The following is a 21,979-nucleotide window of genomic DNA, read 5'->3' as shown; positions in this document are numbered from 1 at the left end:
GCTGGCGCTGGCAAATTTTACCTTAAAATAATAAACAGTAAGTATCATGATGGAGGTTTAAGAATGATTAGCATTTGGGGTGTATATTAAATAGGGCATTTTTAGGATTTTTATTAAGTCAGAAAAGATATCTTAATAGAATTTAATTTGGGACTAACGCTTGATAAGAGAAAGTTAGTCCCTTTTTGCTTAACCATTATAAATAGTTAAAACATTTTGTTACCGCTAACATTAAACTAGATATTGATTTGTCAGAACTTTATGTTAGGACTATATATGTGCCTAAAATAAGGGTCTCTCTTGTCTAGCATTAGTTAATGTAACAAAAGTACTTAATTTCTAGCTTGTAAATTGTTAATGATATTAAATCACCTAATTTTGTTTTTATTACAAAATTACTAATTGAAGATAGTAAATCATTAGTAAATTTTATTATGCGAAGCGAGAAAGAGAGAAAAAACAAAAAAGGGAGGGAAAATTTTGTCTAGCAATTATATGATTGAAGTTCACGATTTAAATAAGACATTTAAAAAAGTGGTAAAGGAAAAAGGATTAGCTGGCAGTTTTAAATCATTATTTAATCCTCAAACTATGGACTTTGAGGCTGTTAAGAATTTGACTTTTAACGTTCCAAAAGGACAAGTATTTGGGTTTATAGGAGCCAATGGAGCAGGTAAATCGACAACAATCAAAATGTTAACTGGTATTCTTACACCAACTTCCGGTAAATGTACTATTAATGGCTTTAACCCTCAAAAAGACAGAAAAAAGTATGTTCAAGAAATAGGTGTCGTTTTTGGACAAAGAACACAATTATGGTGGGACCTTCCTCTCCAGGAAACATATTCTGTATTAAAAGAAGTTTACCAAGTTCCAGATAAAGAGTTTAGGACACGTATGGGATTTTTAAATGAAATTTTGGATTTAAATGATTTCATTAACGATCCCGTTCGAACGTTATCACTGGGACAAAGAATGAGGGCTGATATTGCAGCCAGCTTATTGCATAGACCTAAAGTTTTATTCTTAGATGAACCAACAATAGGACTAGATGTGTCTGTTAAAGATAAGATTAGGAAAGCAATAACTGCAATAAACCAAGAAGAAAAAACCACTATTTTATTAACCACACATGATTTAAAAGACATTGAGTTACTATGTCAGAGAATATATTTGATTGATCATGGGGAAAAGATTTTTGACGGTTCAATTGAAGAACTAAAAAAGCAATACGGTAGAATTCATGAAGTGGTTTTTAAGCTTGAAAATAAAAATGACTCTAGCATCTTAGAGTATCAAAAGAAATTTAGTAATATTGATACTGCAGTTGCTGAAGATACGGTCCACGTTTACTTTGATGCAACTAAAGTTCCTTTACCTAACATAATAAAATATACCTTAGATCGGGTGCCTATAGTTGATGTAGCTGTTAAGGATCCTGACGTAGAGGATATTGTGCGGAGATTTATCAGAAGGGAGATTGGTAATGATTCCGAGAAGGTTTAAAAAGTACACACCTTTTATCAGTGCTGGCTTAAAAATTAGTCTTTCATACCGTTTAGACTTTATTTGTTATCGACTAGGAGACATTCTTGAAGCTGTAGTAACATATTTTCTTTGGATTTCAATTTTTAATTCATCAAATGCAGTTACTATTGGTGGATTTAGTATTCAACAAATGAAACTTTATGTGTTTTTAAGCTTTTTTGTTAGCGTAATTACTAAAACTGGCGTCAGTGACAATATTGGTGAAGAAGTTAAAGATGGATCCATTAGTATGAGATTATTAAAGCCAATTAACTTTGTAGATACATATCTTTTTAGTGAAATTGGTATAAAGCTCTTGCAGATAATAATGCTGGCAGTACCAATTTTTGGCGGTATTTTGATTTTTCAAAGTATGAATCCCAGCAGCGTTCCAATTAATTTTATAAATATACTATTTTTTGCTTTTTCGGCTATTCTTTCATACTTTATCAATTTCTATTTTAATGTTTGTTTTGGATTCACAGCTTTTGTTTCTAAAAATCTGTGGGGCGCTAGAGTGATGAAACAGGCTATCATAGCCTTTATGTCTGGATCATTAATTCCGCTTTCCTTTTTTCCAAAAATTATAGCCACTGTTTTACAGATTTTTCCGTTTGGATCGTTTGTCTACACACCAGTAATGATTTATTTAGGTAAGTATCAAGAGTTGGAGCTGCTCGAAGTACTGGGAATTCAATTATTTTGGACACTGGCGTTTTATTTATTATCAAGGTTTATTTGGTCTGTGGTAATTAGTAAATTAACGATTCAAGGAGGATAAAATGCTAAGGTATTTTAAGTTACAAAAAATATTTATTGTCCAATATTTAAAACAATTAATGGAATATAAAACTGACTTTGTAATTGGAATTATTGGTGTATTTTTGACACAGGCGTTAAATATTGCTTTTTTATGGATAATTTTCTCCAAGATTCCATCATTATATGGGTGGACTCTAACTCAAATTGCCTTTATTTACGGTTTTTCTTTGATTCCCAAAGGAATTGATCATTTATTATTTGATAATTTATGGAACTTGGGGAAAAGAATTATTAGAAATGGTCAGTTTGATAAATATATGTTAAGACCGATTTCTCCACTTTTTCAGGTTTTGATAGAAACGTTTCAACTAGATGCATGTGGCGAACTCATAATTGGAATTGCATTATTAATAAAAACTAGCAATATCGTCCACTGGTCATTGTGGAAGGCTGCTTTGTTTATAATTGCTATTCCCTTTGCGACCTTAATTTATACTAGTATTAAAATAATTGCTGCAAGTATTGCTTTTTGGAGCAAACAATCAGGTAGCTTGATGTATATATTTTATATGTTAAATAATTTTGCTAAATATCCTGTAAGTATATATAACGGAACTATTCGTATTATTATTAGTTTTATCATTCCTTTTGCGTTCACAGCATTCTATCCTGCCAGCTTTTTTCTAACTGGCAATAAGGGATGGTTTAACATTGGAGGCTTAATAATAATATCAATATTGCTCTTTACACTATCCTTGTTAATATGGCATAAGGGAATTTCTGTCTATGAAAGTTCAGGATCCTAGATGCATTATTAAAAGTCAACAATAATTTCATTTTGTTTGATAACTTTTTTTCACATTAAAAAACAAGCCATTTTAGCGGCTTGGTATATACGATTATAGGTAATTTTTCTAAAATCTGGTTAATATTTGAGATTGGTTTGTTATAATTTAATCAGCGTAGAAAAGTTAAAAGGACGGTAGCTGCCGCTTTCATGAAGGAAGTGAGGCCTATGAACTATCTTGATTCATACTTCAGTCTCCCAAAAGAAAGGAGCAGCAGTTGATGAGCACTGCCGAAGCGTTAACTTAACTTTGGTATGTTTATTTTGACCTTGTTAATGTTTATTGACAAGCATCATGATAAATGAGCAAAATCAAAAAACCGTCCTAGATACTGGCTGGGCGGTTTATAAATTTAAAAAATTATAACTATAAGCGCAGCTACCGTCCTTTGTGGCGGCTCTACGTGAGGAAGACTTATTGAGGTAAGTCTTCCTTTTTCTTACACTCGTATTTTAGCATGAATACCCTTATGGTGCAATTAAGTATTATAGAGCAGAATTCATTGCGTAAAAGAATACGAGGCATTTTAAATTGCAAAGCTGGAGCTAATTTAACAATATGCAATTAGTTTACGCACTAAACTAAACTGCCTTGAACAATCATATCTTGCTCACACAAAAACCGTTTCAACAGAAACGGTTTTTATATGTCTTATTTAATTTTTGTATGAACGCAGCTTTGTTTAATAAGCAGCTCCATCGTAAAAGTCAAAACGAGGTTTGTTGAAATCAAAGTCTTTCACTTCACTGAGCTTAAGTGCAATATCGCAAACGCCCCAACTCATTAAATTGATTGGTTTGCCGTAGTCTTCATCAGGAATAACCAATACAATGTATTTTCCTTGGGACAGCGCATAACCCAATTCCATACCGAGACCTACATCTTCTTCATCTGGTAAATAGACGCCGATCATAACATCGCTGGTCTTAATACCGGTTAAGTCACCGCGGTAAGTAGCGGTTTCCCATTCACGATCACGCAGATATTCAGGATGCTCCTCGACATTGATGCCTTTGTATTGATGATCTAAAGGAACATAGCTGTTTTCCAGGTCGATGGTTGGGTTTTCTTCTAAAGCTTTCATTGTCTTCTTGTAAGCGTCGTTTTGCTTATCGTTAAACCAACCAGCACCAAAATAAACAGTCTTTGTTTTAGTCATAAAATTTCTCCTTACCATTTAAACCTATTTTAAATATATTTCACGTAACTTACTGATTTCATCATCAGTTAATCTCATAATATCATGTAAGTAGTTTTCAACGCTACCATAATTTTTATTTATAGTTGAAACTACGAAGTCAATGTACTCGGAGTGCACGGTTTGCAAGTCTTTTAGGATATTTACTGTAACGTCATTTGCCCCTTCATCTTTGGCTTTTTGCAAAAAATCATGGACAAAGTCTTTGGTGGCAACGTTTGTTAACAGGTAATCTTTTTTGATAGTTTCAAATGGCACACCAAGTGCTGATAAAATCAATAGTGCTGCAAAGCCAGTTCGATCTTTACCAGCAGTGCAATGGAAAATTACACTCTGGTTTTCTTCGTCATTAGCTAGCAGCACATCAAAAAAGTGACGGTAAGCTTTTTGAGCAGACTCACTTTTAATCATATCATCATAGGCTAAAAACATGTGATCAAACCCAGCTTTAGGATCTTGGTGCTTTTGACTGAGAATCTCGTCAATTCCCTTTGATGACTCAGTCAAGTCTTCACTAAATACGGGGTCAAAATTGTAAATAGCACCTTCTGGAACACGATCAGGTTCTTTTTCAGCTTCATCTTTGCTCCGGAAGTCAACGACATACTTGACGCCATAGTCATGTAAAAATTTCAGATCAGTTTTATCCAGTTTTGCCAAGTTAGCTGTTCTGAGTAATTTATGCATTTTAACTGTTTTGCCATCAGTAGTTTGATAGCCGCCCAGCTCGCGGAAATTACGGCCGCTTGTTACGCCAATTAATTGATTTTTAAGTTTTTGGGTCATTGAATACCTCCACCTTTGCGTTTGACAATTACACCTCATTTTAGCAATAAACTAGTATATAAACAATTATAAAAAAACCTAAGTGGGTACTGAAATTATGGTAAAATAAACAAAAGAATATTATATTTCAAAAGGGTGAGAACATGGAAACGAAAAAAGCTAGCATTTTAGTTCCAGTTGACGGTTCAGAGTCAGCAGAAAGATCCTTTGATAAAGCAGTTAAAATCGCAATGACGGAAAATGCGCATATCGATGTCTTAAGTGTCATTGATACCAGACAATTTTTGGGTGAGATGCAAGATACACTGATTACGGGTGACACCGTTTATCAGATGACACAAGATTCAGAAAAATATCTTAAAAGCTTGAAAGAATGGGCTCATGATAACTTGGGCTTCGATGATATTGATTATCACATTCGTTATGGCAGTCCGAAGGCGATTATTTCCTATGACTTTATTAAAGATCATCACAATGATTTGATTATCATGGGTGCAACAGGATTAAATGCAGTAGAAAGAATGTTGATGGGTTCAGTTACTGAATATGTTAATCAACATGCTTTAGCTGACGTTTTAATTGTCAGAACAGACATTAATAATAATCCACTTAAGCCGCAAAACGGTAAAAAATAACTATATATAAATTTAAAAGCATACGATCAACAATTCGTGTGCCTTTTTTATATTGAATACAGAACCTTAAGACGCTATGTAATGATAGTGTTCGTGAATATAACTTTCATTATACAATTTTAAAATAAATTTTGATATTTTATTGCCCTTTTGCGAATATTTATGGTATCATCATTATGAAATGAACGTAATTATACTATTTGGAAGGTTGAGGGCAATGAAGGTAACAGGAAAAATTTATTATTTATTTTCCTATTTATGTACTGTTCAACTAGCTTTGTTAACCGTTCGTTTTTCTTTCAGAATGACTACCAGGGCATGATGTGACATTGGTCATATCATGCCTTTTTATTTGCTTAATTTCAGGAGGATGTAATGAAAAATAGAAACGGAAGCTGATTCGGGTTGATTTTATCTGAATATTTACATGAATAAATTGCCATGAATATGACAACGAAGTTTATGCTTAAACAAAATTAAAGTTATGGTAAACGTATTTATTAGGAGTAAAAAAACAAATGACCAAAATCAAAAAGTTTCTGATAGCATGTTTTGCATTATTATTAACTGTTGGTGCTACTGCATGTTCGAATTCAAGTAAGAAATCAAGTTCAAACAGTAACACGCCAAAGTCACTAAACGTGCAGTTTGTTCCCAGCGTAGCTGCTAACAAGTTGGAAGCACGGGCTAAGCCTATGGAAAAGTTATTGTCTAAGCGTCTGGGAATTTCGGTGCATGTTTCAATGTCAACTGACTACAACGGTCTAGTTGAAGCTATGAAATCTAAGAAAGTAGAAGTCGGATTTTTACCTTCAGATGCCTATATTATGGCGCACAAGCAAAAAGCAGCTGATCTGCTTTTACAATCTGTACGTTATGGCATTAAGCAACCAAATGGTGTTCAAACCAAAGAATTAGTTAATTCATATCGTGGTGAGATCCTGGTTAAGAAGGATTCAAAAATTAAAAGCTGGAAGGATTTAAAGGGCAAGTCAATTTCTGTTCAAGATATTACTTCCGATTCAGGCTATGTTTTCCCAGTTGCTGAATTAAAGCAAAAGGGTTTAGACGTAACCAAGAGTTGCAAGACCGTATCTGTTAAAGGTGCTGACCAAGGCGTTTTAAACGTCTTAAACGGTGACACTGATGCAGCCTTCGTATTTGAAGATGCTCGTAACAATGTTAAAAATGATGACCCGAAGATTATGAGCAAAGTAGTACCAATTTACTTCACTAAGCGTATTCCTAACGACACTATTTCAGTCATCCCGAGTTTACCAAAAGCTTTCCAGAAGAAGCTGGCTAAAGCATTTATTGCTATTGGCAAGTCTAAAGAAGGTAAGAAGATTATTGAAAATGTTTATAATCAGGAAGGTTATACTTACGCCAAAGATAGTGATTACGATATTATTCGTCAATACAATAAAATAGTTTCTTCTACTAAGAAATAGTTTTCCCAATATTTAAAAATCTCAAAAGGCTACATACCAAGAATTAAATAAACTTTCTTAAACAAAATAAGATTTCTAGTCAATTCTCTTTTCTAAATAAAACATTTCTGCTATTATTTGATAGAATAAATACAGTATGTCGAAAGGAGGGTGAAGGTAATGCAAAAACGGCGCTTGGCGTTCATTGAAGTTTTTGCAAAAAAGCCTTTTCGTTCCTTTCAAAATGGTATTGTTCGCTTTTTAGTAAAAGTGTTATTGAAAGACTTAGTTTAATTCACATTCGTGTTTTTAGCTAAAGTCTTTTTTTATGTCTGGGAGGGCATGATGAAAAAATTTAGAAAAATACTAGCTGGTGCCGCTATTTTTTTAGTAGCATTCATGATGGCTGCCTGCTCAAACAAAGAAAAGAGCAAAGATACTGGCACGCCTAAGTCCTTGAACGTTCAATTCGTTCCTAGTCAGGCTGCCACTAAACTGGAATCTCGTGCAAAGCCGCTGGAAAAAATGTTGTCGGATCGTTTAGGCATTCCAGTACATGTATCAATGTCTACCGACTACAACACGGTGGTTGAGGCCATGAAGTCTAAGAAAGTTGATGTAGGTTTCTTGCCGCCAAATGGCTACATTTTAGCTCATAAGCAGGGAGCAGCAGATGTTTTGCTGCAGGCTCAAAGATATGGTGTTAAGCAACCTGACGGACGACCAACTAAGGAACTGGTCAACTTCTATCGCGCTGAAATTGTGGCAAAGAAAAATTCAAAAATTAAGAGCTGGAAAGATTTAAAGGGTAAGTCTATTTCTATTCAAAGTCCCACTTCTTCAGCAGGCTATGTTTTCCCAATTGCTGAATTAAAGGAAAAGGGTCTTGATGTGCGCAAAAGCTGCAAACTAGTGACAGTAACTGGTCAAGACCAAGCTGTTTTAAATGTTCTCAATGGCGACACAGACGCTGCATTTGTTTTTGAAGATGCACGAACAATTGTTAAAGACGATAATCCTAAGATCATGAGCCAAGTTGTTCCAATTTACTTTACTAAGCCTATTCCGAACGATACCATTTCCGTTGTTCCGAGCATGAGTGAATCGTTCAGAAAGAAATTGGCTAAGGCATTTATCGATATCGGTAAGTCCAAGAAGGGTAAAAAGGTCATCGAAAGTATTTACACTCACGAAGGATATGTCCACACTAAGGACAGCGACTTTAATGTTGTGCGTAAGTATGAAAAAATTATTGAATCGACCAAAAAATAAAGAATACAAAGGAAGTTTATAATGGCAGATTCTGCAGTTAAGCCAATAATCGAATTAAAAAACGTTAAGAAAGTTTATGGCAAAGATGTTGTTGGTTTAAAAAACGTCAATTTAACTATTAATAAAGGTGAATTTGTCGTTATTGTTGGTCTATCCGGCGCCGGCAAATCAACACTTTTGCGGTCGATTAACCGTTTAATTGATATTACTGAAGGTGATATTTTAATTAATGGTGAATCTATTACCAAGGCCAAAGGTAAAAAGTTAAGAACGCTGCGCCGGCATATTGGAATGATTTTCCAAAGTTTTAATCTGGTTAAGCGGTCAAGTGTTCTGCGTAACGTTTTAACAGGCAGAGTGGGTTATTATCCTACTTGGAAATCTACTCTCAACCTTTTTACTAAAGAAGATAAGCAGCGTGCGTATGATGCACTCCAGCAAGTGGATTTGGAAGACAAGGTTTATTCACGAGCTGATGAATTGTCTGGTGGTCAGCAACAAAGAGTGGCGATTGCTCGTGTCTTGACTCAAAACCCGGATATTATTTTGGCGGATGAGCCGACAGCTTCACTTGACCCACAGACTTCACGCCGCGTAATGAAAGACTTGCAGATGCTGAATGAAAAGCATGGTATGACGGTAGTCATTAACCTGCACAGCGTCCAGTTAGCACAAGAATTTGGTAAACGGGTCATTGGTGTTCGTGCTGGTGAAATTATTTATGACGGCAAAATGTCAGATACTCCGGCATCCACGTTTGATCAGATCTATTCCGGTGGTGATCAAGATGAGTAGCACAGAGCAAGAAAAGCTGATGACTTTACCTAAGAAAAAGCTTAAAATTTTGAATTGGCTTTGGGTGCTGCTTTTTGTCGCCGGACTATTCATTTCTACTAATGAAACCAAAACAGATTTGGGTGCTCTATTTGCCAACTTTAGGGATTTTGCTGAAATTTTCTTGCAAATGTTGCACCCTGACTGGTCATACCTGGCAACAGTTGTACCGCTTTTGCTTGAAACTATTAAGATGGCGATATTAGGCACGGCGATAGGTTCTGTAATTGCTTTTATTTATTCTTTGCTTATTGCCCGCAATATTGTCAAAAATAAGGCAGTCACGGGAATTTTGCGCATAATTATGAACATTATCAGAACTATACCGGACTTGCTTCTTGGTGCTATCTTTGTTGCTATTGTTGGTATCGGACCGGTAGCGGGTGTCTTGGCACTAGCTATTTGTACATTCGGAATTGTGGTCAAGCTCTTTTATGAAGCTATTGAAACTATTGATCCGGGTCCGATTGAAGCATTAACTGCAGTTGGGGCTAATAAAATACAAATTATTGTCTTTGCGGTTTTGCCACAAGTTATTACCTATTTTATTTCTTATTGTTTATACGCATTCGAAATTAACGTGCGGGCCTCAACCGTTTTGGGTTATATCGGTGCCGGTGGTATTGGGCTATATCTGCAACAAACACTACAAATCTTCGATTACCCGAAGACAGGTACCATTATAATTGTAATTATCATTGTGGTAGTGCTAATTGACTACGTTTCATCTAAGTCACGGGAGGCGTTGATGCAATAATGGATACAAGTATGAAAAAGTTGCCTCCTAGGCCTATAGATGTTAAAAAGCGTGCCTTTCACTGGTTGATGGCCATTATCACAGTAGTGCTGATTATTTGGTCATGTACTGGTATTGACTTTGGCGGCATTAAAGAAACTGCTGGACAAATTGCAGGTGCCATCTTTTCCGGCATTTTCCACCCTGACTGGTCATATGTTTATAACGGTACGGGTGAAGATCTGCTTTCGCAGCTTTGGGAAACTGTCTGCATTGCCTTTTTGGGCACATTTATTTCAGCCATTATCTCACTGCCATTTGCCTTCTGGGCAGCACATACCAAGCATAAACATTGGTATGTCTCACGCTCTGGTAAAATTGTGCTGGCAATCATCAGGTCATTCCCAGAAATTGTTTTGGCTCTGATGTTTATTAAAGCTGTAGGTCCAGGTTCGGCAGCCGGTGTTTTGGCTTTGGGTTTTCACTCAGTAGGTATGCTTGCCAAGCTCTTTTCTGAAGCAATTGAGAACTTGGACGATGGTCCTAACGAAGCAGTCACTGCGGTTGGTGGTTCAAAAACAAATATTATTATGTTTTCTACTCTGCCTAATCTGATGCCTGCTCTTATTTCAAACACGTTATACCGGTTTGACGTTTCAATTCGGTCGGCTTCTATCTTAGGCTTAGTTGGAGCCGGTGGTATTGGTTATCCGTTAATTATTGCACTGCAATATCGTCAGTGGAACCGTGTTGGTATCATTTTATTGGGTATCATCATTATGGTTGTTGTAATTGACTGGATTTCAGGCTGGATTAGGAAGAAATTAGTGTAAAACGTAAATATAACAAATGATGAATCAAGTTGGTAACTAGCAACTTGGTTCATTTTTTAGCCGTGATATTTAAACGGGCAATTTTCAAGGTGATCATTAATTAGGCCTACGCTTTGTAGGAAAGAATAAAGGATTACTGGACCCACAAAAGTAAAGCCGTCTTTTTTCATCTGCTTTGCTAGTTCTTGTGCAATCTTGTTTGTCGTTGGTACTTCAGTACTTGTTTGGGGATGATGAATAATTGGTGTAGGAATAAATTTTTGCAAATAGTGCGCGAAACTACCGTATTTGGCATCAATAATTAACAGGACGCGAGCGTTGGTAACTGCCGCCGCAATTTTTCTTTGGTTGCGGATAATTGCCTTGTTCTGCAGTAAGCGGGTTTGTTCCAGCGCACTCATTTGAGCAACTTCTTCTGGAACAAAGTTGTAAAAAGCCTGCCGAAAGCTTAAACGTTTATGCAAAACAGTGGACCAGCTGAGTCCGGATTGAAACAGTTCTAATACCAACATTTCAAATAAATAGCGTTCGTCTAAATTTAACTTGCCCCATTCGTGATCGTGGTATTCTCTAACTAAAGCATCATCATGGTCACTCCAGGGGCAGCGAGTGATATCATTCATTTTTATTCTCCTTAAATATATCTTAGCGTTCATAAATAAATACGCCAAAAGTTTTCTATCCTTTTTAAAATAATTTGACTAGTAACTTTTAATTATTTTCTTTTTCCTAAAATATTAGAAACTTTGTCCTCAAAAAGTGCAATAGTAGTTTTTTTGGTATAATATATATTGAACTTTAGGAGGAAACCATGGAGAAGTTAGAAATAGTAACTTTGGCCGATGACTTGGCCGCAAATCAAGAGAGTATTTTAAATAAAGAAACGGATTTTGACGCCGAGGCAGTTTATCGTGTAATTGATAATTTGCACGTATTGCATAAGCCAATAAAAGAATACTTCGGCATGACTCAGGAAGAGTATTATGACACTGAAAGTGATCATAAAATGACTTTGATTAAATTATCAGAGCAGTTAACCGATTTACATGATCGGATTTTAACTAACCACGTTGACGGTTTTGTTGACAAGAATGAAATCAACTTGACTTATAATCATGAAAATCCTTATGAAGATGGATTTTATAATGATATAGTAGACTTTCACGTTGTTAGTTACAGCTTAAAAGTAATTGGAGCCGTTGAAGAAGTAGCGCCAAAAACTTTACAAGGAGTTTTGTCTAAGGATGCACTTCTGTCAATTGGTTTAGCGGCACACGCTTTAGAAAAAAGTTTATAATTTTAGAGCTGAAACATGTGTGTTCAGCTCTTTTTCTTTCTGCTTGAGGCAAAAAATGGGTGTTTTTAAGTATGCTAAAGGATTAGCTGATAAAATAAACGGGGCTAAGCTGCATTCATTATTTAAGAAAAAAGATGCACAGCTTGATCCCATGCAAGATTTTTTGACAGTAGGAGAGTATCACGTTGACGGTGAACAAAGAACTCCCAATGATCAACCTTATACCTTGACTGTCTATCAAGATGAAGAAAAGGTGTTGCACCAGGCATTGAGCTTGGAAAGCACGGATAAGTTAGAGCCTGAATATGTGCGCAGATATAGTCCTGAATTGCAGCGTTATCGCGCTTTTGTCAGCCGTAAAACCGGTAGGCGTTACGTTGTAGAAGAATATCTCGACCGCTTTATTGAAAGAGTTAAAGGTCACATTCGTACAGGGAAAAATTCTGTGAATGTGAGTGTCATTACGGACACTCATTATAAGGACCGTAACAGTATGGACTTTTATGGCTGGAATGGTCTGACACATGTTAATGAATTTTCTTATCTTGATGATTCTGGTCTTCTGAGTTTAAAAGTTCATTTAGGCGACTGGATTGATGGTTCTGATACCGGCTTTTTGGGCGAAAGTGAATTAACTAAACTGCGTGATTCTTTTAAATCAGATAAGGTGCCATATATTTTAATTAAAGGGAATCATGATGAAAATGATAAATTCGATGAACATCATGATTTAAGAGCCTCTTTTCCAGAAAATGAATTTGAAGGAATTATGTGGCCTGCTATGTATCAGCAAAAAGGCATTCATTATATTTCCCGTCAGCACGGTGTTTGTTACTATGATGTGGATGATGTGCGCTTTATTTCTGTGAATACTTCAGATTTGCCCTATTATCTAGATGCACAAGGCAGAAAAAAATATGATGCTAAACTAACTCTGGCTGTGAGGGAAGATCAAATAGAAGAAATCATTGAAATTCTGGAGCAGTCATCGAATAAGCAAATTATCTTTATGAGTCACGCTAATCCCATTAATCGTAAAGGTTCAAACGCATTAAAGTACAACGGTCGTTCACTGCATGAACTGCTGGTAGCCTTTAATCAAGGCGAAAAAGGAGAGATGCATTCCAGCTTTGGGCTGCCTCCTGAATTTCGTTTGGCAAATGAGTTTGACTTTACTAATGTAAAAAATGCCCGCATTATTGCCTACTTCTGCGGCCACAGACATAGAGAAGACCAGTACCGAATTAACGGGATCCAGTATATCTTGTTTAACTGTTCTGCACTGATGGGTCCTAATCACGCCCTGACTACCAAATATAATAAAAACTGGAAAAGGCAAATTGACCACCAAACCGAATTTGCCGGTTATATCGTAAATATTGATTTACAAAGACACTATATCCAGACCTTCGGCTATGGTGCTGCCAGCAAACGCAGAATCTTTTATATTTAGTAAAGTCGCGACGGGCAATTTGGAAATTGCCCGGTTCTTAGCATATAATGGAAAAGTTAAAATGAAGACAAAAATATACAAAGTAAGACAAATTAAGGGAAGTTAAGCAATGTGCGGAATTGTTGCATTCTATAATCCAGAAATAAATGATAAACAAGCTGCTATCGGTAAAATGATGGCGGCAATGAAGCATCGTGGTCCTGATTCAGATGGTTTTTATACCAACGATAAAATTGCCTTAGGTTTTAGGAGACTGTCAATCATTGATTTACGTGGTGGCAGTCAGCCAATCTACAACGAGGACAAAACAAAGGCGATTATCTTTAACGGTGAGATTTACAACTTCCAGCCCTTAAGAGAAGAACTGCTTGCGGCAGGTCACACATTTACCACTAAGTCCGATACGGAAGTACTTTTGCATGGTTTTGAAGAATGGGGCATGGCTGGCCTGCTCAAAAGAATCAGAGGCATGTTTGCTTTTATTATTTGGGATGATAAGACCCAGACAATGTATGGTGCCCGGGACTTTTTCGGTATTAAGCCGCTATATTACAGCAATGAAAATGGCCACCTGATTATGGGCTCAGAAATTAAAAGCTTTCTGGCACTGCCCGGCTTTAAACGGCGTTTAAATATTGAAGCCGTTAAACCATATTTAATGAATCAGTATAATGACTTGCATGAGACTTTCTTTAAGGGTATTTACAGATTTCCTGCCGGTCACTGGTTCGAATACAAAGATGGCGTGATGAAAACTCACCAATACTGGGACGCGGAATACAAAGCCAATACTTTAAGTTTCGAAGAAACTGTTAATAAAATTAACGAAGACTTGCACGAATCAGTTAAACTGCACCATATTGCGGATGTTCCCGTCGGTGCCTTCTTATCTGAAGGGGTCGATTCCAGCTATATCACCAGTATCTTAAATCCAGACGATGTGTTTTCAATTTCGTTTGATGATGCTACTTATGATGAAGCGTCAAAGGCCAAGGCGCTAGCGGACATCAAGGGTTGGAACTTCTTTTCTGACAAGGTTAAAGCAGATGAAGCAATGCATGACTTTCCGGAGATGCAGTATCATATGGATGAACCGGATGCCAATCCGTCAATTATCCCGTTGTGGTATCTTTGTAAAATGGCGCGTAAGCACGTCACGGTCGCATTGTCCGGTGAAGGCGCAGATGAATTGTTTGCCGGTTATGTCAATTATGGGATGCACACGCATAACAGTATCATTAAGGCCTTTACTTCACAGTGCAAGAAATTGCCTAAGAAAACTAAGGTTAAGTTGGCGCGCAGAATTAAGAAAATGCCGAATTTCCCGGGGAAAGTGCACCTGTATACCAACTTAGCTGAGCCAAGTGAATTTTACGTTGGTCAATCGGTTATTTATGACATGGATTACCCGACCATCTTCTCTTCTGAAGATGCTAACAGCATCTTAAAGCCGTCTTACCGTAATAAACTAACTGTTAACGGTATTTACCAAAGTGACTTTAAAAAGGTCAAAAATCTCGATAATGTCCGGCAAATGCAATACATTGATCTGCATCACTTTATGCTTAATGATATTGAACAAAAAGCAGATAAGATTTCTATGGCTCATTCGCTGGAATTGCGGGTACCATACCTTGATAAAAAGGTGGCAGAAAGAGCAAATTCAATTCCAACCGATTATCTAGTTAATAAGCATGATACTAAATATGCTTTACGCAAGGCTTCAGAAAAAGTTTTACCAGATGAATGGGCTAAACGGCCAAAACTAGGTTTTCCTACCCCAATCAAAGAATGGCTGCAAGAACCTCGTTTTTATAAGCAGGTACGCGAGCTGTTCAGCGAAGACTTTGTGCAGGATATCTTCGAGCAGGATAAAATTTTAGACTTGCTTGATGAAAACTATAAAGGCGATGGCTCTCATCGCAGACAGATTTGGACAATTTATACGTTCTTAGTTTGGTATAAACTATTCTTTGTTGATTATGAAGGTACAGTTGCCAAATACCAGCGTGTTCAACCAGAAGTAGCCGATTTGATTAAACAAGGCAAATTGGTTTAATGAGGAGCAAAATTTATTAATGAAACGAAACTTTACACCAATTTTACTTGGTAGTGACATTAATGTTTACGGCATGGCCCGATCGTTTAACGAGGCTTATGGTATTAGCGTGAAAGCACTGGCTGACAGCCAGCTGGCAGCAACGCGTTATTCTAAAATTGTTAGTGTGGAACTACATCAGGGTTTTAGTGAAGATCCCACATTTATTGAAGTAATGCGCAAGCAAATGAAACTCTACCAAGACCATGAAGAACCGGTGATTTTGATTTCATGCGGAGATGGTTACTCGGAACTGCTTGCCAAGCATAAAGAAGAACTAGAGCAGGTATTTGTTGTTCCTTACGTGGACTACGACCTCTTACAAAAATTAATCTCAAAAGAAAACTTTTATCAAATTGCGGAAAAGTATGGTCTGCCGTACCCTAAGACTAAAATCGTGACTATGGCAGATTACAAGGCGGAAAATTATTTGGAACTGCCTTTTGGCTACCCACTGGAGCTTAAGCCGGAAGATCCGGTATCCTGGCTTGATGTGCAATTTGAAGGTCGCAAAAAGGCTTTTACCATTCATAATGAAACTGAATTGCGCGACATTGTCACAAAAATCTATGAAAATGGCTACAAAGAAGATTTAATTCTGCAGGACTTTATTCCCGGTGATGATTCCAACATGCGGGTGTTAAATGCCTATGTTGATAAGGAACATCATATTAAGATGATGTGTATGGGTCACCCTTTGCTGGAAGATCCCACACCTCAGTCAATTGGAAATTACATGGCGATTTTACCTGAGTATGACGAAAAGCTGTATGAGCAGGTTGAAGCATTTTTGGAAAAAATCAATTACACGGGAATGGCCAACTTTGACATTAAATATGATGCCCGTGATGGTAAATATAAGTTTTTTGAAATTAATTTGCGTCAGGGTCGCTCAAGCTTCTATGTGACACTTAATGGTTATAATTTAGCGAAATGGTACGTGGACGATTATGTTTACGATTCACTGAAGGACAAGGAACCAATCTACGGCAACAAATTAAAGTCAAAGCATGAATTGTGGCTGGGTATTCCGGTGAGCGTGTTCAAGGAATATGCCGTGGATAATGAAGCTAAACAAATGGCCGAAGAATTAATTCATGAAGGGCGCTACGGTACAACTGTCTTTTATGATCAGGATCGCAATTTTAAGCGGTGGCTGCTTTTGAAATACATGTTTCATAATTATAAAGGACGCTACCAAAAGTATTACCAGGAAAATAAGGGCCAGTTCTTTTAGGCTTATTTCCATTGCATAGTAACAAAGATGATTGCAGCAAAGCAGCTGTAATCATCTTTTTGGATAAAAACTATCTTTTTTAACTGGTTAGTTATTAGTTTTGGGGTGTTCTTTTTTAATACTTCTTGCTAAACTGGTAAATGGAATCTAAAAAAAGAAAGGACTGAATAAATGAAACTTAAACACGGATCTAATGAAGAAACAGAAATTAAGCTGCACTGGCTGTTACTGGGGGAACTGGCCACGTGGATTGGGTCAAGTTTTGTTTGGCCCTTAACTTCGGTTTATTTAAACAAACAATTACACATCAGCCTTTCTGTAATAGGGGTTGTTTTATTTTGCAATTGTGCCAGCAATGTCTTGGGCTCATTTTTAGCTGGGCGTTTATATGACCGCCTGAACCCCTACCCGCTAATTGTCACTGGTTTAGGACTTGATGCGCTGGTTCTGTTTATGATGGCATTCTTTCACGGCTGGCCGGAATATTGGATATGGCTGATTATGACGGGATGTATCAGTGGCTGGAACGGCACGCTGATTAATTCAATTGCGACGAGTTTGCGTAAATATTCAGGACGCTACGTTTTTAATTTGATTTATTTTGCGCAAAACGTTGGTACTGTCACTGGTACTCTGCTTGTCGGTTATCTCTATGATTTCTCGATTGAATTTTTATTTATTCTGGCAGCATCTTTATTTGCCATTGCTTGCGTCAATGCGGCTATTCATTACCGCCCGATCAGTACTTTTCACCAAAACCGTAAAAAGAACGGTGTTAAAAAGAATGCACAATCCAAGGCGATTCCTATGCCAAAATATAACGTGATGTTGATGGTCGGATTTTTGGTTTCTTTAGCTGTTACCTGGTTAATGTATATGAACTGGGAGTCCAACCTGTCAGTTTACATGGTGTCTTTGGGAATACCTTTCCACATGTACAGTTTGCTATGGACCTTTAATGGTGCCATCATAGTTACTGTCCAGGTAATTTTGGCACGCTTTCCTCATATTTTTAAAAACCTGTTTCAGCAAATTATTTTTGGCACGATCATGTTCTCGATCTCTTTTGCCACATTGATTTTTGCCAAAGACTTTGCTCACTTTGCACTGTCAATGTTTGTTCTGACGTTAGGTGAAGCGACAGCTTTTCCTGCCGTTCCTGCTTACATTAACTATTTATCCCCCGCAACCAGTAAGGGTAAATACCAGGGTGAAATTAATGTTGCCCGTGGTATTGGTCAAGCCTTTGGCCCCTTATTTGGCGGTATGGTAATTGATCGTGCGGGTTATATTCCGTTTTTCATAATTGCTGCCTGTGGTATTTTTCTGATGGTGCTAATGTTATTGCCCCTTCACGCAAAGTTGCGTAAACATATCACACTTTATAAATGATTTTGTAAAGGCTTTTTAATATTAACGGTTTAATTAAAATGATAAGATTAATTTAGTCTATTTTTAATTTAGATATAAAAGGGAGGACTTTCTGAATGAATAAAAATTTTGCTGTTCGCGGCGGTAGTGGCGATATTATTGAACCTAATGTTGCCGCTCGTCCACAGGACAACCTTTACTTGGCTATTAATTCTGAGTGGATTAAAAATACTAAAATTCCTGAAGACCGTTCACGGATGGCTTCATTTGACGGCATCGATGTAGATGTTGAAAAGCATTTAATGCAGGATTTTGCCGACTTTGCATCTGGTAAAAAAGAAATTCCTGATGTTCCTAACTTAGGTGAGGCAGTTAAGCTCTATAAATTAGCATGCGATTTTGACAAGCGTAATAGAGAAGGTGCTGATCCGATTAAGGACGATTTAGCTATTCTTGACGGCATTAAGGACTTTTCTGACTACAACCTAAATGCGCCTGACTTAGCAACTTTTGCCTTGCTCCCATTTAGCTTTGGCGTTTCTCCTGACATGAAGAATACCAAAGTTAATGCTTTGTATTTTGCTGGTCCTGGAACTTTCTTGCCTGACACTACAACTTATCAAACTCCTGATGCACCTAAATTGTTAGATACTTTGCAAAAGCAATCAGTTAAGCTTTTAACCATGGCTGGTATTGATCAAGCTAAAGCAGAAAAATATGCAGAAGATGCTATTAAGTTTGATGCTAAGCTATCTAAGATCGTTAAGTCTACAGAGGAGTGGGCAGATTATCCTGCTACTTACAATCCAATGAAGATTAAGGACTTTGAAGCTAAGTTTGATAAATTCAAGATTGCTTACTACTTGAAAGAAGCAATTGGCGAAGAACCAGAACGAATTATTGTTGAAGAACCACGCTACTTGGATCACATTAACGAAATTATCAATGAAGAAAACTTTGATGAAATCAAAGGCTGGATGATTGTTACCTTTATTAACGCGGCTGCTGACTCCTTGTCACAAGACTTCCGGGAAGCAGCGTTTCCATTTAGCCAGGCTTTATATGGCCAGCCCAAATTGTCTAGTGGTGAAAAACAAGCTTACCACATTGCCAATGGCACCTTTAGTGAAGTAGTCGGTGTTTATTATGGTCAGACTTATTTTGGCGAAAATGCTAAAAAAGACGTTGAGGATATGATTCATCGTATGCTTGACGTTTATAAGGAACGCTTGCAAAATAATGACTGGCTTTCTGAACAAACTAAAAAGCGCGCGATTGTTAAGCTTGATGCTTTGGTCTTGAAAATTGGTTATCCGGATAAAATCGAGGAGATTTATAATCGTTTAAAGGTTATCCCTGCAAGTCAAGGTGGCAGCCTTTATTCAAATGAACGTGCATTTACTATTGCAGAACAAAAGTACAACATTGAGCAACTGCACAAGGAAGTTGACCGGACAGTCTGGGCAATGCCTGGTAATTTAGTTAACGCTTGCTATGATCCGCAAAGAAATGATCTGACTTTCCCTGCAGCCATTTTGCAAAAGCCATTCTATGACTTGAAGCAAGACAGAGCAGCCAACTTTGGTGGTATTGGTTCCGTAATCGCTCATGAAGTTTCTCATGCGTTTGACAACAACGGTGCACAATTTGATGAATTGGGCAACATGACTAATTGGTGGACTGATGAGGATTATGCCGAATTCAAGAAGCGGACACAAGCTGAAATTGATTTGTTTGATGGCATTGAATATGGTCCGGTTAAACTTAATGGTAAGCAAATAGTTTCAGAAAATATTGCTGACCAAGGTGGTTTGACTGCTGCTGTTGAAGCTGCAAAGAATGAAAATGATGACTTAAAGAAATTATTTGAAAACTTTGCACGCATTTGGGCTAATAAGCAACTGACTGAATCAATTAAGAGTCAAACCGCTGTTGACGTTCACGCACCTGGTCCATTACGTGCCAACGTTCAAAGCCAATGTCAAGATGACTTTTACAAAGCCTTTGATGTTAAGCCTGAAGATGGCATGTGGCTCGACCCAGACAAACGGGTACATATTTGGTAATTATTAGTAGTAAATCAAAAACCATTGTTCTAATCATTTAGAACAATGGTTTTTTGTAAAGGTAAATAATAATTCTATTTATTTAAAAAAATATTAGAAATATATTGAAACGCATTTGACATTTATTATAATGTAGTTACTATGAAGAACTTCAATCAAAACGCTGTATCAGCACGTACATCAAAAACAAATCGGATAATAAAAATTTTTCATTTAGCACAAACTGTGGGACAAATATTGATCTTACTAATTTGTGCTACCCTTGCTTTTGTTAATAGAAATCTTTTTAATCAAAACCAAAGGTTTGCCATTTCACTCTCTCTTATTTTTGTTTGTTTACAATTTTCTTTATTGCAAACTGAAAGTGAACAGCCGAAAAGATGGCAATTGATTAACCATTACATTGAAACTATAGCAATTTGTTACACTTTGCCAATTAGTTTGTCTTTGCTAACAAAATTACTGAATTACTATCATTTGATCAATGGCACTTTCTGGATGCTTTCGGTTACTTTTTATTCCCTTATCATGTATATTCCAATGGCTAAATTAGCCTTAAGTCGGGTGAACAATAATTGGGGCAGAATTTTGCTATTAATGTTTGTTGTCTATGACGAAATAATATGGACTGCAAGCAACATTGCCGGACATTTACGGTACAACAAGGTATTGCTCCAGATAAATAATTCTGGTTTGTCTGGAACTCCTGTTTTAATCATCATTACTGTTTTGGTAATGTCCTGTTGGAAAATACAAAAACCACACTTTGTATATAGTCGGAATGACTCAATTCTGTTTTCCAGCTTAATAACTTTACTTTTAGTGGGAGTTTTACTTTTAATTGCTATGCCCCATTTTGACTATGTTATTAGCATTGCTGATACTTTGAATTACTATTTTGATCAAATTAATCTTGGTGTTATCGGGTCAGCTATACGGACGGGGATTGCTGAAGAATGGCTAATGCGTTTTATGGTTATTGCTCTTCTTGCGCAAATTTTTCAAAGCAGTAAGTATCGTATATACTTAATTGTGTTATTTGATGGCCTACTTTTTGGGTTTTGGCATATCACCAACATTGCCTATCAAACGCCATTAGCTACTTTGCGCCAAATGCTTGAGATAAGTGGTTGGGGATTGGTAATTGCTGCTATTTACCTTTACACACATTCGTTACTGTTAACTATGACCTATCACGGCTTATATGATTTTATTTTATTTCTATTTCAGGGTGGTATTAGCGAATATGGCAATACAGTTAAATCTGCAGTCCAACCTACTATGATGGATTGGCAGGGAACTATTTTGAGAGTGACTATTTATGCAGCTATCGCCTTAGTTATTATTTGGACCAAACGGAGACAAGAAGTAATCGCAAAAAATTTGTTGCAAATGTAATATTTTAAATTGCAGTTTAGGAAGTCATCAAGATTTTACGCAAGATGGAGAAATTAGAAAGAATCTATTTGACAGTGAAATTCTAAGAAAATTTTTTTCCGAAGCAACAGGATTAATTACCATTGATTTTGATTCCATAATTGACAAAGTAATTAAAAAACTCATAAGCTAGACTTTAGCTTGTGCGTTTTGGCTTAA

19 protein-coding genes and 1 pseudogene are annotated in these 21,979 nt (G+C 36.8%); 17 read left to right on the top strand and 3 right to left on the bottom strand.

What is annotated here, in order from left to right:
- The first annotated feature begins 495 nt into the window (after window positions 1-495).
- From AAA915_RS06480 to AAA915_RS09235, 4 genes and pseudogenes are all read left to right on the top strand, one after another.
- On the top strand, window positions 496-1,506 hold the full coding sequence (locus AAA915_RS06480) for an ABC transporter ATP-binding protein (RefSeq protein WP_338200595.1): 1,011 nt from the start codon (window positions 496-498) through the stop codon (window positions 1,504-1,506).
- Window positions 1,487-2,308: an ABC transporter permease gene (locus AAA915_RS06475; protein WP_338200461.1), complete on the top strand. Its 822-nt coding sequence runs from the start codon at window positions 1,487-1,489 to the stop codon at window positions 2,306-2,308. Before AAA915_RS06480 ends, AAA915_RS06475 begins: the two co-directional genes overlap by 20 nt.
- Window position 2,309: 1 nt before the next feature.
- Complete coding sequence (locus AAA915_RS06470) at window positions 2,310-3,095, top strand: ABC transporter permease (protein ID WP_338200459.1); 786 nt, start codon at window positions 2,310-2,312, stop codon at window positions 3,093-3,095.
- 284 nt (window positions 3,096-3,379) lie between these two features.
- Window positions 3,380-3,442: pseudogene (locus tag AAA915_RS09235) on the top strand (putative holin-like toxin); the annotation flags it as partial.
- Between the two features lie 377 nt (window positions 3,443-3,819).
- On the opposite strand, the gene AAA915_RS06465 reads toward AAA915_RS09235, so the two are convergent.
- Entirely contained in the window at window positions 3,820-4,296 is a 477-nt protein-coding gene (locus AAA915_RS06465; protein ID WP_046327691.1) for a nucleoside 2-deoxyribosyltransferase, read from the bottom strand.
- Between the two features lie 24 nt (window positions 4,297-4,320).
- Window positions 4,321-5,121 carry a tyrosine-protein phosphatase gene (locus AAA915_RS06460; RefSeq protein ID WP_338200457.1) on the bottom strand — a complete coding sequence of 267 codons (801 nt, stop codon included), beginning with the start codon at window positions 5,119-5,121 and terminating at the stop codon, window positions 4,321-4,323.
- Between the two features lie 143 nt (window positions 5,122-5,264).
- Between AAA915_RS06460 and AAA915_RS06455 the strand changes: the two genes are divergently transcribed.
- From AAA915_RS06455 to phnE (AAA915_RS06430), 6 genes are all read left to right on the top strand, one after another.
- Entirely contained in the window at window positions 5,265-5,756 is a 492-nt protein-coding gene (locus tag AAA915_RS06455; protein WP_294756665.1) for a universal stress protein, read from the top strand.
- Window positions 5,757-6,274: 518 nt separating this feature from the next.
- Window positions 6,275-7,207 carry a phosphate/phosphite/phosphonate ABC transporter substrate-binding protein gene (locus AAA915_RS06450; RefSeq protein WP_338200454.1) on the top strand — a complete coding sequence of 311 codons (933 nt, stop codon included), beginning with the start codon at window positions 6,275-6,277 and terminating at the stop codon, window positions 7,205-7,207.
- Window positions 7,208-7,531: 324 nt separating this feature from the next.
- Window positions 7,532-8,458 (top strand): phosphate/phosphite/phosphonate ABC transporter substrate-binding protein, encoded by a 927-nt coding sequence (locus tag AAA915_RS06445; protein WP_338200591.1) that lies wholly within the window; start codon window positions 7,532-7,534, stop codon window positions 8,456-8,458.
- Window positions 8,459-8,479: 21 nt separating this feature from the next.
- Window positions 8,480-9,253: a phosphonate ABC transporter ATP-binding protein gene (gene phnC, locus AAA915_RS06440; protein WP_338200452.1), complete on the top strand. Its 774-nt coding sequence runs from the start codon at window positions 8,480-8,482 to the stop codon at window positions 9,251-9,253.
- A complete protein-coding gene (gene phnE, locus AAA915_RS06435) occupies window positions 9,246-10,049 on the top strand; it encodes a phosphonate ABC transporter, permease protein PhnE (RefSeq protein ID WP_338200450.1) in 804 nt (267 codons plus the stop codon). The genes phnC and phnE (AAA915_RS06435) overlap by 8 nt, the downstream gene beginning before the upstream one ends.
- On the top strand, window positions 10,049-10,861 hold the full coding sequence (gene phnE, locus AAA915_RS06430) for a phosphonate ABC transporter, permease protein PhnE (protein WP_110446630.1): 813 nt from the start codon (window positions 10,049-10,051) through the stop codon (window positions 10,859-10,861). Before phnE (AAA915_RS06435) ends, phnE (AAA915_RS06430) begins: the two co-directional genes overlap by 1 nt.
- A gap of 56 nt (window positions 10,862-10,917) precedes the next feature.
- Here the strand turns inward: phnE (AAA915_RS06430) and AAA915_RS06425 are convergent, their stop codons facing one another.
- Window positions 10,918-11,484 (bottom strand): DNA-3-methyladenine glycosylase I, encoded by a 567-nt coding sequence (locus tag AAA915_RS06425; protein WP_338200447.1) that lies wholly within the window; start codon window positions 11,482-11,484, stop codon window positions 10,918-10,920.
- A 188-nt stretch (window positions 11,485-11,672) separates the two neighbouring features.
- Between AAA915_RS06425 and AAA915_RS06420 the strand changes: the two genes are divergently transcribed.
- The 7 genes from AAA915_RS06420 (at window position 11,673) to AAA915_RS06390 (ending at window position 21,781) form a co-directional block, all read left to right on the top strand.
- Window positions 11,673-12,158: a hypothetical protein gene (locus AAA915_RS06420; RefSeq protein WP_338200445.1), complete on the top strand. Its 486-nt coding sequence runs from the start codon at window positions 11,673-11,675 to the stop codon at window positions 12,156-12,158.
- A gap of 55 nt (window positions 12,159-12,213) precedes the next feature.
- Entirely contained in the window at window positions 12,214-13,611 is a 1,398-nt protein-coding gene (locus AAA915_RS06415) for a metallophosphoesterase family protein (protein ID WP_338200444.1), read from the top strand.
- A gap of 109 nt (window positions 13,612-13,720) precedes the next feature.
- On the top strand, window positions 13,721-15,670 hold the full coding sequence (gene asnB / locus AAA915_RS06410; RefSeq protein WP_294604227.1) for an asparagine synthase (glutamine-hydrolyzing): 1,950 nt from the start codon (window positions 13,721-13,723) through the stop codon (window positions 15,668-15,670).
- 19 nt (window positions 15,671-15,689) lie between these two features.
- Window positions 15,690-16,946, top strand: a complete 1,257-nt coding sequence (locus AAA915_RS06405; protein ID WP_338200441.1) for a carboxylate--amine ligase — start codon at window positions 15,690-15,692, stop codon at window positions 16,944-16,946.
- Window positions 16,947-17,117: 171 nt separating this feature from the next.
- Window positions 17,118-18,338 carry an MDR family MFS transporter gene (locus AAA915_RS06400; RefSeq protein WP_294604221.1) on the top strand — a complete coding sequence of 407 codons (1,221 nt, stop codon included), beginning with the start codon at window positions 17,118-17,120 and terminating at the stop codon, window positions 18,336-18,338.
- Between the two features lie 95 nt (window positions 18,339-18,433).
- The gene (locus AAA915_RS06395; RefSeq protein ID WP_338200438.1) at window positions 18,434-20,383 is read left to right on the top strand and encodes a M13 family metallopeptidase; all 1,950 of its coding nucleotides are present in this window, start codon (window positions 18,434-18,436) and stop codon (window positions 20,381-20,383) included.
- A gap of 141 nt (window positions 20,384-20,524) precedes the next feature.
- Window positions 20,525-21,781, top strand: coding sequence for a CPBP family intramembrane glutamic endopeptidase (locus AAA915_RS06390; protein WP_338200436.1), 1,257 nt, complete (start codon window positions 20,525-20,527; stop codon window positions 21,779-21,781).
- Window positions 21,782-21,979 lie beyond the last annotated feature (198 nt).

It is taken from the genome of Lactobacillus rizhaonensis, assembly GCF_036246345.1.
In the GTDB taxonomy this organism is placed as follows: Bacteria; Bacillota; Bacilli; order Lactobacillales; family Lactobacillaceae; genus Lactobacillus; species Lactobacillus rizhaonensis.
The sequence above is the reverse complement of the archived record's forward strand: the minus strand, read 5'-3'. Positions and strand labels throughout refer to the sequence as shown.